The organism is Microbispora sp. NBRC 16548 (assembly GCF_030268985.1).
Lineage (GTDB): Bacteria > Actinomycetota > Actinomycetes > Streptosporangiales > Streptosporangiaceae > Microbispora > Microbispora catharanthi.
Genome location: NZ_BSSF01000019.1, coordinates 42,667 through 56,027, shown reverse-complemented (window position 1 = coordinate 56,027; position 13,361 = coordinate 42,667). Strand labels below are relative to the sequence as shown.

The following is a 13,361-nucleotide window of genomic DNA, read 5'->3' as shown; positions in this document are numbered from 1 at the left end:
GTGAGGGACGTGCTAGGACATTTTTCCCGAGATCTCGTCGGCGGCCTTGTCGGCCTTCTCGCCGACTTCCCCGGCCTTGTCTCCGACCCACTTGCTGGCGTCGGAGCCGGTGTGCCGCATGCTCTCCCGCATCGTCTCGGTCCAGCGCTGGGCGTTGTTGCGGTACATCGCCACACCCACCGCGCCGATCGCGACGCCGCCCAGCAACGCGACGACCGGCCAGCGCCTGCGGGTCTTCCTGGCGCTGCTCACGTCGATCCGGCGGGCCAGCTCGGTCAGGAACGCGCTCACGATCGGAGCGATCTGCTCCTCGACCGACTGCGCCGCCTGGTCGAGCTTCGGCGCCGCCCAGATCCTGGCGTCCTCGATCCGATGGCTGGCGAGATCCCGTGCGGTCTCCGCCACCGGGCTCATCCGGCCACCGGCCTTCGTCGCCTGTTCTCTCATCCTGCTCAGCCACGTTTGCGGGATGACCACTTCAGCGCGGCGCCTTCTGTTCATTGTCAGGGACACGATCAACCTCCCCAATCGACGGGGCCCCGGAACGACCCCTTCCCGGATGGTCGTGGCTCAATCACGAGCGGTGCTTGAAGGCATGCTCGATACCCTGTTCACCGGACAACTAACACGAGCTACCAAAGGGGGCGGCCCTCGTGGCTGACAACCTCATCGCGAATCTGCGCACGAACCACGGCACGATCCGCGTGCAGCTTTTCCCCAACAAGGCGCCGAAGACCGTGCGCAACTTCGTCGAACTCGCCGAGGGCACCCGGGAGTGGACCCACCCGGAGACCGGTGAGAAGCAGACGAACGTCAAGCTCTACGACGGCACGATCTTCCACCGCGTCATCAACGGGTTCATGATCCAGGGCGGCGACCCGCTCGGCCAGGGCATCGGCGGCCCCGGCTACGACTTCGACGACGAGATCCACCCCGAGAACCAGTTCAACCGGCCCTACCTGCTCGCTATGGCGAACGCGGGCAAGCGGTTCGGCAAGGGCACCAACGGCTCCCAGTTCTTCATCACGGTCGCGCCGACGCCGCACCTCAACCAGGGACACACGATCTTCGGTGAGGTGATCGAGGGCACCGAGGTGGTCGACGCGATCGCGAAGACCCCCACCGGCCGCAACGACCGGCCGGTGAACGACGTGGTCCTCGAAGAGGTCACCATCGAGCGGTCCTGACGCCGCCCCTTCCGGCGCTCCGGAGACGCCTCGGCCCCGCGAACACGCGGCCGGGGCGTTTCCGGCTTATAGGCTGGCTGGTGGATGCGCCCCCGCACAGGGCCCCGCCCAGGAAGGACCCCATGACCTCCCAGCCTCCGCCGCCCCCGCAGCCGGGGGCGCAAGCCGTGCCCACCTGCTACCGGCACCCCGAGCGCGAGACCTACGTCCGCTGCCAGCGCTGCGAGCGCCCGATCTGCCCCGACTGCATGCGTGAGGCGGCGGTCGGCCACCAGTGCCCCGAATGCGTCCGCGACGGCAGTCGCGAGGTGCGGCAGGCCCAGGCGACCTTCGGCGGTGCCGCCGTGGCCACGCCCCGCGTCACGTGGACCCTGCTGATCCTCAACGTGCTCGCGTACGGGGCCGAGGTCCTGCGGCCCGACGAGGTCGTCCAGCGGTTCGCGATGTGGTCGCTCGGGGTCCACATGGGCGAGTGGTGGCGGCTGATCACCAGTGCCTTCCTGCACTCCCCGCCGCCGTCGTTCTGGCACATCCTGTTCAACATGTGGGCGCTCTACGCCCTCGGCCCCGAGCTGGAGCGCAGGCTCGGCGCCGGCCGGTTCGCCGCGCTCTACCTGCTGTCGGCGCTGGGCGGCTCGGTCGCCATCTACCTGTTCGGCACGTCGGCCGTCGGCGCCTCCGGCGCCATCTACGGCCTGTTCGGCGCGTTGTTCGTCGTCGCCCGCAGACTCGGCTACGACGCCCGCGGCGCTCTCTGGCTGATCGGCATCAACGTGGTGCTCACGTTCGTCGTGCCGGGCATCAGCTGGCAGGGCCATCTCGGCGGGCTCGTGACCGGCACGATCCTCGCCGCCGGCTTCGCCTACGCTCCGCCGCGCAACCGCACCCTCGTACAGGCCGGCGTCGCCGCCGCGGTGCTGGTGGCGCTGGTCCTGCTCGTCACCATGCTCCCGCCGTACGGCCTGCTGGAGGGCGCCTTCACCTGACGCTCCCCGCACCGGGCTGCGTGATGCGGTCGAGCCAGCGCCGGAGCAGGGCGGTCTCGACCGGCTCGAGGGCGTCGGTGCCGGCGAGGTCGAGCTGCGCGCGCAGGCGCAGCGCGGCCTCGTGGAGGGGATCGGCGTCCTCCCGCACGGTCGCCTCGGTGAGCACGTGCGCGAACACGGCGTCGCGCATGCGGTGGGACAGCGCCGGGTCGTCGAAGAGCTCCGGACTGGCGATGTGGTCGAGCGCGGTCCCGACGCTCGCGGACAGGATCAGCCGGGCGGCGAGCGGCGGCTCCACTTTCAGCGCGCCGATCGCCGCGCACCGTACGAGCGTCGCCTCCAGCAGCTCGAACACCCGGTCGCGAGCCGTGGACCGGGACCACGGCCGAGGCGTGAACATGAGCTGGTAGAGGGCCTGGTTCTCCCGGGCGAACGCCATGTGGCCGTCCCAGCCGGCCCGGAGGTCGGCCACCGGGTCGGTCGTCCGCTCCTGCGCCGCCTTGAGCGCGGCGTAGCGCTCGTACCCGTGGTCGGCGACGGCGTCGAGGAGCCCTCGCTTGTCGCCGAACAGCCGGTAGAGCACGGGCTGGGTCACGCCGACCGCTTCACAGACCGCCCGCGTGGCGATGTCGTTGTCCGTGGACGTCGCCAGTTGCTTCTCCGCGGCCTCGATCATCGCCGCGCGTAGGGTGTCCGCACCTGCCATGTAACCAATGATACGGAAGTCCGCTAGCGCCGATACGGATATCGTGCTAACGTCTGTCACGTAACGTCGATACGGACAAGTCGTATCGGCGATATAGGCAAGGGGGCTCTCCAATGAGTGATCAGCGCGTGGCCGTCGTCACCGGCGGCTCCCGCGGGATCGGCCGGGCGGTCGCGACGACGCTGGCCGCGCGCGGCTTCGCCGTCGTCGTGGGATACCAGGGAGCGGCCGCGGCCGCGGCCGAGGTGGTCGACGCCGTCACATCGGCCGGCGGCCGGGCGATCGCGGTGCAGGCCGACGTCGCGGACGAGAACGCGGTCGCGGCGATGTTCGAGGCGGCGGAGAAGCAGTTCAGCGGGGTCGACGTCGTCGTCAACTCGGCGGGGCGCCTGTCGCTGTCCCCGATCGCCGACCTCGACCTCGACGACCTGGACGCCCTGCACCGCACCAACATCCGCGGCACCTTCGTCATGGCGCGGGAGGCCGCGCGCCGCGTGCGCGACGGGGGAACGATCATCACGATGTCCACGTCCGTCGTGGGGCTGCAACTGCCCACCTACGGGGCGTACGTCGCCAGCAAGGGCGCCGTCGAGGCGATGACGCTCGTGCTCGCCCGCGAACTGCGGGGGCGGCAGATCACGGTCAACGCGGTGGCGCCCGGCCCGACCGCCACCGAACTGTTCCTCGACGGCAAGGACGAGGCCACCATCGAGCGGATGGCCAAGCAGCCCCCGCTCGAACGACTCGGCACCCCTGAGGACATCGCGGAGGTCGTCGCCTTCCTGGCGAGCCCTGCGGGGCACTGGATCAACGGGCAGGTCGTGCGCGCCAACGGCGGCATCGTCTGACCCCCGCCGCAGTCGCCGCCACATTCCGGCCCGGAAACGCCCGAAACAACCCGAAAGGAACGACCATGCCGTTCGCCAACCTCAAGGTGCCCGCCGACACCCTGACCCCCGAGTCCAAGAAGAAGCTCATCGACGCCGTCACCGACGCCTACGCCGACGTGTACGGCGAGCGGGCCCGGGCGACCACCCTGGTCCTTCTCGAAGAGGTGCCGGACGGCGGCTGGGGCCTCGGCGGCAACGTCCTCACCGCCGAGATGCTCGGCCGAAGCTGACCCTCCTCGCGGCCGGGCCGGGCATTCGTCGCCCGGCCCGAACCCGGCGCCAACCCGGCCGGGGGGCCGCTCGGCGCCTGCTGCCCACAGGCTGTGGATAAAGGCTGTGGAAAGAATCTAAAGAAAGCAGCCTAACGCCACTTCGTCGAGAGTACGACGCCGACGATGATGAGCCCGAAACCGATCAGCAGGTTCCAGTTCGCCAGGCTGGAGATGCCGGGAACGGTCGGCGCGATGTAGTAGATCGCGATCCAGGCGATACCGATGATCCAGCAGACCACCATGACGGGGGCGAGCCAACGGGGGCTGACCTTCACCGTCTGAGACTTCTGCGGCGGCGTGTAAACGGCCTTCTTGCGGGTCTTCGACTTGGGCACGGGAGCTTCTCCTGGTGGGTACCCGCGCGGTCGTGCGGGCTGGTGTCAATAGCGTAATCGCTGTGGCGGTGAAGTCCCGAGCAAGGATAGTCGGCGCGGACCCCACCGGGCGATCCCCCATGCGGGATTGCCGTACGCTGAAAGTCCGATTTCCGCTCGGCACACCCAGCCACCCCGGTGAAGCGGGAGACATCTATGAGCCCGATCCGGGTGCTCGTGGTCGACAATCACGACAGCTTCGTGCACACGATCGTGCAGTATCTGCGCGGCCTGGGCGCGGACTGCGACGTACGGCCGCGCGACCACGTCGCCGTGGGCGACGCCGACGGCTTCGACGCCGTGCTCGTGTCACCGGGGCCCGGCACGCCGGAGGCCGCCGGGGTGTCGGTGTCCCTCGTACGGCACTGCGCCGAGCGCGGCCTGCCACTGCTCGGGGTCTGCCTCGGCCACCAGGCCATCGCCGTGGCGTACGGGGCCGCGGTGGACCGCGCGCCCGAGCTCATGCACGGCCGCACCAGCCTGATCTCCCACGACGGGCGGGGCGTGTTCCGGGAGCTCCCGTCGCCGGTCACGATGACGCGCTACCACTCGCTCGCCGTGGTCCCCGGCACCGTGCCGGACGCGCTGGAGGTGACGGCCACCACCCCGGACGGCGTCATCATGGGCCTGCGCCACCGCGACGCCCCCATCGAGGGCGTGCAGTTCCACCCCGAGTCGGTCGTGTCCGAGCACGGCCATCGGCTGCTCGGAAATTGGCTCGCGCAGATCGTGTAACGCTTTCCGCTCTCGTTACGACTAGAAGAGTGAGGGCTTCCGCCATTGCCCCCGAGTGGCGGAAGCCCTTCCTCATGCCCGGCGCCGTTCACCCGGCCGACCGTATGCGGCGGCCCGGCCGGAACGCCGGCGAAACGCCGACGGCGGCCACCGCCTCGCGGTGACCGCCGTCCACTCCATGTCGTCAGTTGCCGAACGGGTTGTCCCCGCCCTCCCCGGGCGGCCCGATCTGCACGCCGCCGCCGTCTCCGCCGCCGTCACCACCGTCTCCGGTGCCGTCACCGCCACCGTCTCCAGTGCCGTCCGTCGGCGTGTCGGTGGGCTCGCCGGTCGGCTGCTGCTGCTGCGACGGGCCGCTGGAGACCGTCAGCGTGATAGTGGTGCCGGGGTTGAGCTTCGCCCCCGACTGCGGCGACTGGTCGATCACGTTGCCCTGCGGCACCACGTCGCTCGGCTGCTCCGAGGTCTTGACCTTGAAGCCGGCGCCCTTCAGCGTCTGGGTCGCGTCCTCGAGTGTGAGGCCGACGACGCTCGGGACCTCCGTCATGTCCTTGGGCACGTACAGCCGGACCAGGGCGCCCTTCTCGACCTTCTCGCCGCCCTTGGGGCTGCTGTCGAAGACCTTGCCCTGCTCCTTGGTGGAGGCCTTCGGCACGATGCTGACCTTCAGATCGAGCGCCTCCAGTTCGGCCCTGGCCTCCTCCGGCGTCTTGCCGATCAGGTCCTCGGGGACGATGACCTTCTCCTCGCCCTTGGACACGACGACGGTGACCGTGGCCCCGCGGTCGGTCTGCTCGCCCCCGGCGGGGTCGGTGCTCACGACGGCACCCTTGGGGACGTCGCTGTTGTACTCCTCCGGTCCGAAGGCGACCTTGAATCCGGCCGCCTGCAGCGCCTGCTCTGCCGCCGCCTTCGTCTGGTTCGTCACCCTCGGCACCTCGACCTTGTCGGCCGTGGAGGATCCGCCGGACCCGAGGAACGCGTAACCGACACCGATCATGGCGCCGATCACCACCAGCGGGATCAGGATCCACAGGGTGGTCTTCAGCGCGGTGTTGCCGCCGCCGCTGCGCCGCCGCCCGTCGTACCGGCCGCCGCTGCGCTCCTCCTGGGCGTACTCGTAGTCGGGGATGGCGCGGGTGTTCTGCGTCATGGGGGCGCCGCCTGCGGTGGTCATCGTCCGCGTGCGGTCCGCCGAGCCATACCCGTTGTACTGCTGGGTGGCCATCGCCATCGTCTGCGGGTCGACCGGCATGCCCGACAGGGCCCGCTGGATGTCGCCCCGCATCTCCGTGGCGCTCTGGTAGCGGTGGAGCGGGTCCTTGGCCATCGCCTTGAGCACGATCGCGTCGGCCCACTGCGGGATCTCGGGGTCGATCCGCGACGGCGGGATCGGGTCCTCCCGCACGTGCTGGTAGGCGATCGCCACGGGTGAGTCGCCGGTGAAGGGCGGCTGGCCGGTGAGCAGCTCGTACAGCACGCAGCCGGTCGAGTAGATGTCGCTGCGGGCGTCCACACGCTCGCCGCGGGCCTGCTCGGGGGACAGGTACTGCGCGGTGCCGATCACCTGCGCCGTCTGGGTCATCGTGGCGGCGGAGTCGGCCATGGCCCGGGCGATGCCGAAGTCCATGACCTTGACCTCGCCGTTGACCGTCAACATGATGTTGGCCGGCTTGATGTCCCGGTGAACGATGCCGCCCCGGTGGCTGTAGTCCAGCGCTCGCAGGATGCCGTCCACCAGCTCCATGGCCCGCTCAGGCAGCAGCCGCCGGTCGGCGCGCAGCAGGTCGCGCAGCGTCCGCCCGTCGACGAACTCCATCACGATGTACGGCACGGGCGTGCCGTCCATCATGTCCTCGCCGGTGTCGTACACGGCGATGATCGACGGGTGGTTGAGCGAGGCGGCGGACTGCGCCTCACGCCGGAAGCGCGCCTGGAACGTGTGGTCCCTGGCGAGGTCGGAGCGGAGCGTCTTGATGGCGACGACACGGTCCAGCCGGATGTCCCGGGCGCGATACACCTCGGCCATGCCGCCACGCCCAACGACGCCATCCAGCTCGTAGCGTCCGCCGAGAAGTCGTGGCTGAGTCATTTCCTGCACTGTCCCTTGCCGTTCATCGTGGGGTGCCACCGGTCTCCATCATCGACCCCTCTTCTCATCACTCCCCCTCATCCGGAGGGTTCGTGTCGGGTGGGGCGTCCGTAGGGGGCGGAGTCTCACTGGTTTCCGTGGCCGGGGTGGACGTCGGAGTCGGGGTCGAGGTCGGGGACGAAGCCGGTGTGGGCGTCTGGGTGGTTGATGCCGACCTGCTTACGGTAGCCGACGGAACGGCGCTCGGCTCGTCCGACGCCGCCGGAGCAGTCGGCCGATGCGTCCGCGGAACCTCTGACCTGTTCGTACGTGCCGGCGACGGCGATGGCGACGGCGAGGGGGACGGTGAGACGGGCGCGGCCGTCTCACCCGGGTCCGGCGGCGATTCGCCGGTATGGGCGGCGGTGAAGGCCAGGACCCCGATGCCCACGGCGGCGGCGCAGCCGGCCGTCGCGAGGAGCAGGGTCGCGGGACGGCGGCGCCGCCCGCCGGTCGGCCCCTGACCTCCGGGGCGCCGGGTACGGGCGTCGGGGGCGCCCGCGGGAGCCCTGCGCGGGGCGGCCGGGACCGGGCCCAGCGGCGCGGTGGCGCCGGGACGCGGGGTGTCGGCTCCTGAGGGCTCCCCCAGGGGCGCCGTCAGGCCGGGCGCGGCCGGAGGGATCGTGCGGCCGGCGCCGCCTGCCGCGGGGAAGCCCTGGGGGTCGGTCAGCGAACCGAGGAACGCCGTCGAGGCCGCCGTGCCCGCGAGGGTCTCGCGCAGCACCCGCACCCTGTCGAGGAGCACCGGCCCGGTCTCCGGCCGCGCGGCCGGGTCCTTGGCCAGCATGGCCATCACGAGGGCCGCCACCGGCGCGGGCACGTTTCCGGGCAGTGGCGGGGGCGTGTCGTTGAGGTGCCGCAGCGCGAGCGCCACCGGGGTCTCCGCCGTGAACGGCGGGCGGCCCGCGAGGCATTCGTAGGCCACCACCCCGAGCGAGTAGACGTCGCTCGCCGGGGTGAGGGTGGTGCCCGACGCCTGCTCCGGGCTCACGTACTGGGCGGTGCCGAGGATGGTGCCGGTCGCGGTCAGCGGCGCGGCCTCCAGCGCGCGGGCGATGCCGAAGTCGGTGATCTTGACCTGGCCGGTCTCGGTGACGAGCAGGTTGCCGGGCTTGACGTCGCGGTGGATCACCCCGGCGCGGTGGGCCGCGTGCAGGCCCCGGGCGGTCTGCTCGACGAGGTCGAGCGTGACGTCCGGCCCGAGCACGCCGTTGCGGGCGAGGATGGCCGACAGCGGCTCGCCCCTCACCAGTTCCATCACGAGATAGGCCAGGCCGTCGCCCTCGCCGTAGTCGAAGACCTGGGCGATCCCGGGGTCGGTCAGGGCGGCGGTGATCCTGGCCTCGGAGCGGAACCGGTCGCGGAAGGTGGCGTCGCCCGCGACATGGCGGCCGAGCAGCTTGATCGCCACCTCCCGGCCGAGCAGTTCGTCGTCGGCCCGCCAGACCTCGCCCATGCCGCCCGCGGCGATGGGGGAGGTCAGCCGGTACCGCCCGCCGAGCACCGTGTCCGTCACTGTCCGAGCACCGCCTGCATGACGTCGTGGGCGATCGGCGCGGCCACCGCACCGCCGGTGGCGTCGTTGCCGGCGCTGCCGGACTCCACGAAGACCGCCACGGCGACCTTCGGGTCCTCCACCGGGGCGAAGGAGATGAACCACGCGTGCGACGGCTTGCCCGGCAGGGTCTCCGCCGTGCCCGTCTTGCCCGCCACGGTGATGCCGGGGAGCTTGGCCGCGCCGCCGGTGCCGTGCTCGATCACGCCGATCATCATCTTGGTCAGCTCGCCGGCCACCTCGGGGGTGACGGCCTCGTCCAGCTCGTCGGGGTCGGTCCCGTCGATCTCCGCGCCGTCCGGCCCCATGATCTTGTTGACCAGGTACGGCTTCATGACCGTGCCCTGGTTGGCGATGCCGGCCGCGACCATCGCCATCTGCAGCGGGGTCATCTGGTTGCTCTGCTGGCCGATCGCGGTCTTGGCGAGAGCCGCCTTGCCCTCGTCCGGGCCGATGTTGCTGGCCGCGACGCCGAGGGGGATCTCCAGCGGCTGGCCGACCCCGAACTTCTCGGCCTGCTCCTTGAGCTTGTCGTAGCCGACGTCCATGCCCATGATGGCGAACGGCGTGTTGCAGGAGATGGTGAGCGCCTGCACCAGCGACGCCCGGCCGCCGCACGACTCGCCGTGGTAGTTGGGCAGCGAGATGTTCGTGTCCGGCAGCGGCAGCGAGTCGGGCGCGTCGACCTGCGTGTTCTCGTCGCGGGAGGTGTCGTCGCTGAGGTAGGCCGCCGAGGTGACCGTCTTGAATGTGGACCCCGGAGCGAACGTCAGGTCGATGGCCCGGTTGAGCAGCGGCTTGTTGTCGTCCTTGTCCAGCTTGTTGTACGCCGCGTTCACCTTGGCCTTGTTGACCTGGGCCAGCGGGTTCGGGTCGTACGACGGCACCGACACCATCGCGAGGATCTTGCCGGTCTTCGGCTCGAGCGCGACGACCGCGCCGCGCTTGCCGGTGCCGGCCAGGTCCTTGTACGCGATCTCCTGGGCCTTGGTGTTCAGCGTGAGGTCGACGCTCGCGCCCTTGGCGGGCTTGCCGCTGACCATGTCGATGGCCCGGCGGACCACCAGGTCGGGGTGGCTGCCGTCGAGGTAGCGGTTCATCGCGGCCTCGATGCCCGAGGCGCTCTCCGGCGCGAACCAGCCGACGACATGGGTGAACGGCTTGCCCAGCGGATACTCGCGCTCGAACCGGAACGTCTTGTCCCCGCTGTCCACGGTCTTGGCGAGCGTCGTCTTGCCGTTGTCGGCGGTGATCCAGCCGCGGTCGATCGCGTACCGGGCGTAGAAGCCCCGGACGTTGCGCGAGTCGGTCCGCAGCCCGTCGGCCTTCACCGTGCCGATGTAGGTCACGTTGGCCATGAGCAGGCCGAACATGAGCAGGCAGGCCACGGAGACGCGCTTGAGCGTGCTGTTCATCGCTGCATCACCTGCGTGAGTCCCTCGTCCTGGATCGCCTGCGGCGGCGGCCGGCGGGCCGCGTCGGACATCCGTACGAGCAGGGCGATGAGCATCCAGTTGGCCAGCAGCGCCGAGCCTCCGGCGGACATGAACGGCGTCACGAGACCGGTCAGCGGGATCAGCCGGGTCACGCCGCCGACGATGATGAACAGCTGCCAGGCGAGGATGAACGACAGGCCGCCCGCGAGCAGCTTGGTGAACGGGTCGCGGGCGGCCAGCGACGTGCGCAGCCCCCGCTCGACGATGAGCGCGTAGATCATCAGGATCGCCATCAGGCCGGTGAGACCCAGCTCCTCGCCCGTCGCGGTGAAGATGAAGTCGGAGAACGACAGCGGGATCAGCTTGGGGTAGCCCTGGCCGAGCCCGGTGCCGAGGATGCCGCCCGAGCCCATGGCGAACATGCCCTGCATGAGCTGGTAGCTGCCGCCGCCCGCGTCGTACAGCGCGGGGTCCTCCGCGTGCAGCCAGACGTTGAAGCGGGCCTCGACGTGACTGAAGACCTGCCCGGCGAGGAAGGCGCCGCCGACGAACAATAGGATGCCGATGAGCACCCAGGAGGTGCGCTGGGTGGCGATGTAGAGCATCGCGATGAACGCGCCGAACAGCAGCAGCGAGGTGCCGAGGTCCTTCTCCAGGACCAGGGTGGCGATCGCGAAGCCCCAGGTGATGAGCACGGGCCCGAGGTCGCGGGCGCGGGGCAGGTCGATGAACAGCAGCCGCCGGCCGGCGAGGGCGAGCACGTCGCGCTTGGCTACGAGATAGCCAGCGAAGAAGACGACGAGGGCCAGCTTGGCGAACTCACCGGGCTGGATCGAGAACCCGCCGATGCGGATCCAGATCTTGGCGCCCTGAACCTCGCTCAGCGACCCGGGCAGCAGCGCCGGGATGGCCAGCAGCACCACGCCGACGAACCCGGCGGTGTAGGTGAGGCGCTGCAAGGTGCGGTGGTCCTTCAACACGATCAGGGTCGCGGAGAACATCACCACGCCGAGCGCCGTCCACATGAGCTGACTCGTCGCGGACGCGCCGGGCTGCCCGGCCTGCTCGATCCGGTAGATCATCACCAGGCCGATGCCGTTGACCAGCGTCACGAGGGGAAGCAGAAGAGGATCGGCCCACGGCGCCCACTTGGCGAGCACCAGGTAGGCCGCGAGCATCAGACCGCCGAGGCCGAGGCCGTAGCCGAGCATGCCGGACGGGATCTTGCCGTTGATCCCGAGCCCGACGCCGGCGTACGCGCCCATCACGATCAGCACGGCGAAGGCGAGCATGCCCAACTGGGCGCCGCGCCGCTTCGCGGTCATCGGTACGGGCGTGGCTTCGACAGCAGTCACTTACTGGACCTCGTGGGGGTCGGCGTCGACTTGGCGTTCGGCGTGGGCGTCGCCGAGTCGCCGAAGCTCTTGATCCTGGTTATCCCGGTCTGCAGGTTGTCGACCGGGATGCCGCTGCGGACCTGGTCCTGCTGCACCGCCGGCAGCGACGAGACGCGTACGTGGTCGGTGTAGGCGACCTTCTTGAAGGACACAGGCCCGACCTCCGCGTCGACGCCCTGGAAGACGACGAGCTCGTCTCCCTGGGCGCCTATGTAGAACTGGCTCTGGGTCCACTGGTAGCCGAAATAGCCACCGACCCCGAGCGCGGCGGCGACGACCAGCACCCCGACGGCCACTTTCGGACCCGATCGGCCTTTGCGCGAACGCCGCGCGGAGGCCTGGGCCTCGCGCACGGGTTCGTCGTCCAGATCGTCGTCGGTGAGCACGGGTTGGGGCGCGGTGACCGTGGTGGCCCGGCCCGCGGGGGTGTCGGGCGGCGCCGAGCGGACCCGGCCGGAGCCGGCCGCACCGACGACCGCCGCCACCCCCAAGGGGGGCTGCAGGTCGTCCACCTCGATCACGTCGGCGACCACGCAGGTGATGTTGTCCGGCCCGCCGCCCCGGTTGGCGAGGTCGATGAGCTGCCGGACGACGTCCTCGGGATCGTCGATCGTGGTCAGGGTGTGGTGCAGGGTCTCGGCGCTGACCACCGTGGACAGGCCGTCCGAGCACAGCAGGTAACGGTCGCCCACCTGGGCCTCCCGGTCCTGCAGGTCGGGATCGACCTCGCCGCTCCCGTCCAGCGCGCGCAGCAGGATCGAGCGCTGGGGATGGTTGGCGGCCTCCTCCTGGGTGATCCGCCCGTCGTCCACCAGTGACTGCACGAGCGTGTGGTCGTGCGTGATCTGGTACAGCTCGCCGTTCCTGAGCAGGTACGCGCGGGAGTCGCCCACGTGGACCAGCGCGAAGCGTGAGCCGCTCCAGAGCATCGCGGTGAGGGTGGTGCCCATGCCCTTGAGGCTGGGGTCCCGGGCCACCATCGCGTGCAGCTGGTGGTTGGCGTCCCGGACCGCCGCCTCGATGGCGCTGAGCAGGTCACCGCCGGAGGCGTCCCGGTCGAGGGACGACAATGCGGCGATGGCGACCGAACTGGCCACCTCGCCGTGGGCATGCCCGCCCATGCCGTCTGCGACGGCCAGCAGGCGGCCGCTGGCGTACGCCGAGTCCTCGTTGCCTTCACGGAGGAGCCCGACGTCCGAGCGAGCGGCGTAGCGGAGTGCGATGGTCATTTGCGCAATTCGATGACGGTCTTGCCGATGCGGATCGGAACTCCGAGGGGCACCGGGGTCGGGCGGGTCACTTTAGAGCGTTCGAGGTACGTGCCATTGGTGGAGCCGAGATCCTCCACGATCCACTGGCCGTCCTGGGGGAAGAGCCGGGCGTGCCGGCTCGAAGCGTAGTCGTCGCTGAGAACCAGCGTGGCGTCGTTCGCCCGGCCGATGGTGATTGGCGTCTCCGTGAGGTTGATGATGGTCCCTTGCAGGGGGCCACCGGTGACGATCAGCTGGCGGGGTTCGCCCTTCTTGGGCTTGGAAACCTGTCGGGGCTGCTTGACCGGTTTGCGTGTGGGCGCGGGAGCCGTACGCGGACCGAACAGGTCTGTCCGGATGACGCCGACCGCGGCGATCACGAAGAACCACAGCACCGCCAGGAAGGCGAGCCGGATCAGCAGCAGCGTTAGCTCGGACATGG

14 protein-coding genes are annotated in these 13,361 nt (G+C 70.3%); 5 read left to right on the top strand and 9 right to left on the bottom strand.

Annotated features, from left to right (window positions below; translation table 11 throughout):
• Positions 1–12: 12 nt before the first annotated feature.
• Complete coding sequence (locus QSK36_RS37200) at positions 13–447, bottom strand: hypothetical protein (RefSeq protein WP_156101932.1); 435 nt, start codon at positions 445–447, stop codon at positions 13–15.
• Between the two features lie 206 nt (positions 448–653).
• Here QSK36_RS37200 and QSK36_RS37195 point away from each other — a divergent pair, with 206 nt between their 5' ends.
• The gene (locus QSK36_RS37195; RefSeq protein WP_183537992.1) at positions 654–1,187 is read left to right on the top strand and encodes a peptidylprolyl isomerase; all 534 of its coding nucleotides are present in this window, start codon (positions 654–656) and stop codon (positions 1,185–1,187) included.
• Between the two features lie 122 nt (positions 1,188–1,309).
• Complete coding sequence (locus QSK36_RS37190) at positions 1,310–2,173, top strand: rhomboid family intramembrane serine protease (RefSeq protein ID WP_183537991.1); 864 nt, start codon at positions 1,310–1,312, stop codon at positions 2,171–2,173.
• Here the strand turns inward: QSK36_RS37190 and QSK36_RS37185 are convergent.
• On the bottom strand, positions 2,166–2,879 hold the full coding sequence (locus QSK36_RS37185; protein ID WP_285785614.1) for a TetR/AcrR family transcriptional regulator: 714 nt from the start codon (positions 2,877–2,879) through the stop codon (positions 2,166–2,168). The genes QSK36_RS37190 and QSK36_RS37185 overlap by 8 nt on opposite strands.
• A gap of 113 nt (positions 2,880–2,992) precedes the next feature.
• Between QSK36_RS37185 and QSK36_RS37180 the strand changes: the two genes are divergently transcribed.
• Both QSK36_RS37180 and QSK36_RS37175 read left to right on the top strand, forming a co-directional pair.
• Positions 2,993–3,727: an SDR family oxidoreductase gene (locus QSK36_RS37180; RefSeq protein ID WP_285785613.1), complete on the top strand. Its 735-nt coding sequence runs from the start codon at positions 2,993–2,995 to the stop codon at positions 3,725–3,727.
• Between the two features lie 65 nt (positions 3,728–3,792).
• Entirely contained in the window at positions 3,793–3,999 is a 207-nt protein-coding gene (locus tag QSK36_RS37175) for a 4-oxalocrotonate tautomerase family protein (RefSeq protein ID WP_041952913.1), read from the top strand.
• A 131-nt stretch (positions 4,000–4,130) separates the two neighbouring features.
• Here the strand turns inward: QSK36_RS37175 and QSK36_RS37170 are convergent, their stop codons facing one another.
• Positions 4,131–4,376, bottom strand: a complete 246-nt coding sequence (locus QSK36_RS37170) for a cell division protein CrgA (protein WP_139579635.1) — start codon at positions 4,374–4,376, stop codon at positions 4,131–4,133.
• 195 nt (positions 4,377–4,571) lie between these two features.
• Between QSK36_RS37170 and QSK36_RS37165 the strand changes: the two genes are divergently transcribed.
• Positions 4,572–5,150: an anthranilate synthase component II gene (locus QSK36_RS37165; protein WP_041952911.1), complete on the top strand. Its 579-nt coding sequence runs from the start codon at positions 4,572–4,574 to the stop codon at positions 5,148–5,150.
• Between the two features lie 184 nt (positions 5,151–5,334).
• Here the strand turns inward: QSK36_RS37165 and pknB are convergent, their stop codons facing one another.
• The 6 genes from pknB to QSK36_RS37135 form a co-directional block, all read right to left on the bottom strand.
• Positions 5,335–7,242, bottom strand: a complete 1,908-nt coding sequence (gene pknB, locus QSK36_RS37160; protein ID WP_285785612.1) for a Stk1 family PASTA domain-containing Ser/Thr kinase — start codon at positions 7,240–7,242, stop codon at positions 5,335–5,337.
• A gap of 67 nt (positions 7,243–7,309) precedes the next feature.
• Complete coding sequence (locus QSK36_RS37155) at positions 7,310–8,797, bottom strand: serine/threonine-protein kinase (RefSeq protein ID WP_285785611.1); 1,488 nt, start codon at positions 8,795–8,797, stop codon at positions 7,310–7,312.
• Positions 8,794–10,251 carry a peptidoglycan D,D-transpeptidase FtsI family protein gene (locus QSK36_RS37150; protein WP_285785610.1) on the bottom strand — a complete coding sequence of 486 codons (1,458 nt, stop codon included), beginning with the start codon at positions 10,249–10,251 and terminating at the stop codon, positions 8,794–8,796. Before QSK36_RS37150 ends, QSK36_RS37155 begins: the two co-directional genes overlap by 4 nt.
• The gene (locus tag QSK36_RS37145; RefSeq protein WP_285785679.1) at positions 10,248–11,597 is read right to left on the bottom strand and encodes an FtsW/RodA/SpoVE family cell cycle protein; all 1,350 of its coding nucleotides are present in this window, start codon (positions 11,595–11,597) and stop codon (positions 10,248–10,250) included. Before QSK36_RS37145 ends, QSK36_RS37150 begins: the two co-directional genes overlap by 4 nt.
• Before the next feature lie 26 nt (positions 11,598–11,623).
• Entirely contained in the window at positions 11,624–12,898 is a 1,275-nt protein-coding gene (locus QSK36_RS37140) for a Stp1/IreP family PP2C-type Ser/Thr phosphatase (RefSeq protein WP_183537985.1), read from the bottom strand.
• Positions 12,895–13,359, bottom strand: coding sequence for an FHA domain-containing protein FhaB/FipA (locus QSK36_RS37135; RefSeq protein WP_041952906.1), 465 nt, complete (start codon positions 13,357–13,359; stop codon positions 12,895–12,897). The genes QSK36_RS37140 and QSK36_RS37135 overlap by 4 nt, the downstream gene beginning before the upstream one ends.
• Between the last annotated feature and the right edge of the window lie 2 nt (positions 13,360–13,361).

Excerpts from the sequence above, each read along its gene's own strand:
- QSK36_RS37200 (WP_156101932.1), bottom strand. The coding sequence starts at position 447 with ATGAGAGAACAGGCGACGAAGGCCGGTGGCCGGATGAGCCCGGTGGCG.
- QSK36_RS37190 (WP_183537991.1), top strand. The coding sequence starts at position 1,310 with ATGACCTCCCAGCCTCCGCCGCCCCCGCAGCCGGGGGCGCAAGCCGTG.
- QSK36_RS37185 (WP_285785614.1), bottom strand. The coding sequence starts at position 2,879 with ATGGCAGGTGCGGACACCCTACGCGCGGCGATGATCGAGGCCGCGGAG.
- QSK36_RS37180 (WP_285785613.1), top strand. The coding sequence starts at position 2,993 with ATGAGTGATCAGCGCGTGGCCGTCGTCACCGGCGGCTCCCGCGGGATC.
- QSK36_RS37175 (WP_041952913.1), top strand. The coding sequence starts at position 3,793 with ATGCCGTTCGCCAACCTCAAGGTGCCCGCCGACACCCTGACCCCCGAG.
- QSK36_RS37165 (WP_041952911.1), top strand. The coding sequence starts at position 4,572 with ATGAGCCCGATCCGGGTGCTCGTGGTCGACAATCACGACAGCTTCGTG.
- pknB (WP_285785612.1), bottom strand. The coding sequence starts at position 7,242 with ATGACTCAGCCACGACTTCTCGGCGGACGCTACGAGCTGGATGGCGTC.
- QSK36_RS37150 (WP_285785610.1), bottom strand. The coding sequence starts at position 10,251 with ATGAACAGCACGCTCAAGCGCGTCTCCGTGGCCTGCCTGCTCATGTTC.
- QSK36_RS37145 (WP_285785679.1), bottom strand. The coding sequence starts at position 11,597 with ATGACCGCGAAGCGGCGCGGCGCCCAGTTGGGCATGCTCGCCTTCGCC.
- QSK36_RS37140 (WP_183537985.1), bottom strand. The coding sequence starts at position 12,898 with ATGACCATCGCACTCCGCTACGCCGCTCGCTCGGACGTCGGGCTCCTC.
- QSK36_RS37135 (WP_041952906.1), bottom strand. The coding sequence starts at position 13,359 with ATGTCCGAGCTAACGCTGCTGCTGATCCGGCTCGCCTTCCTGGCGGTG.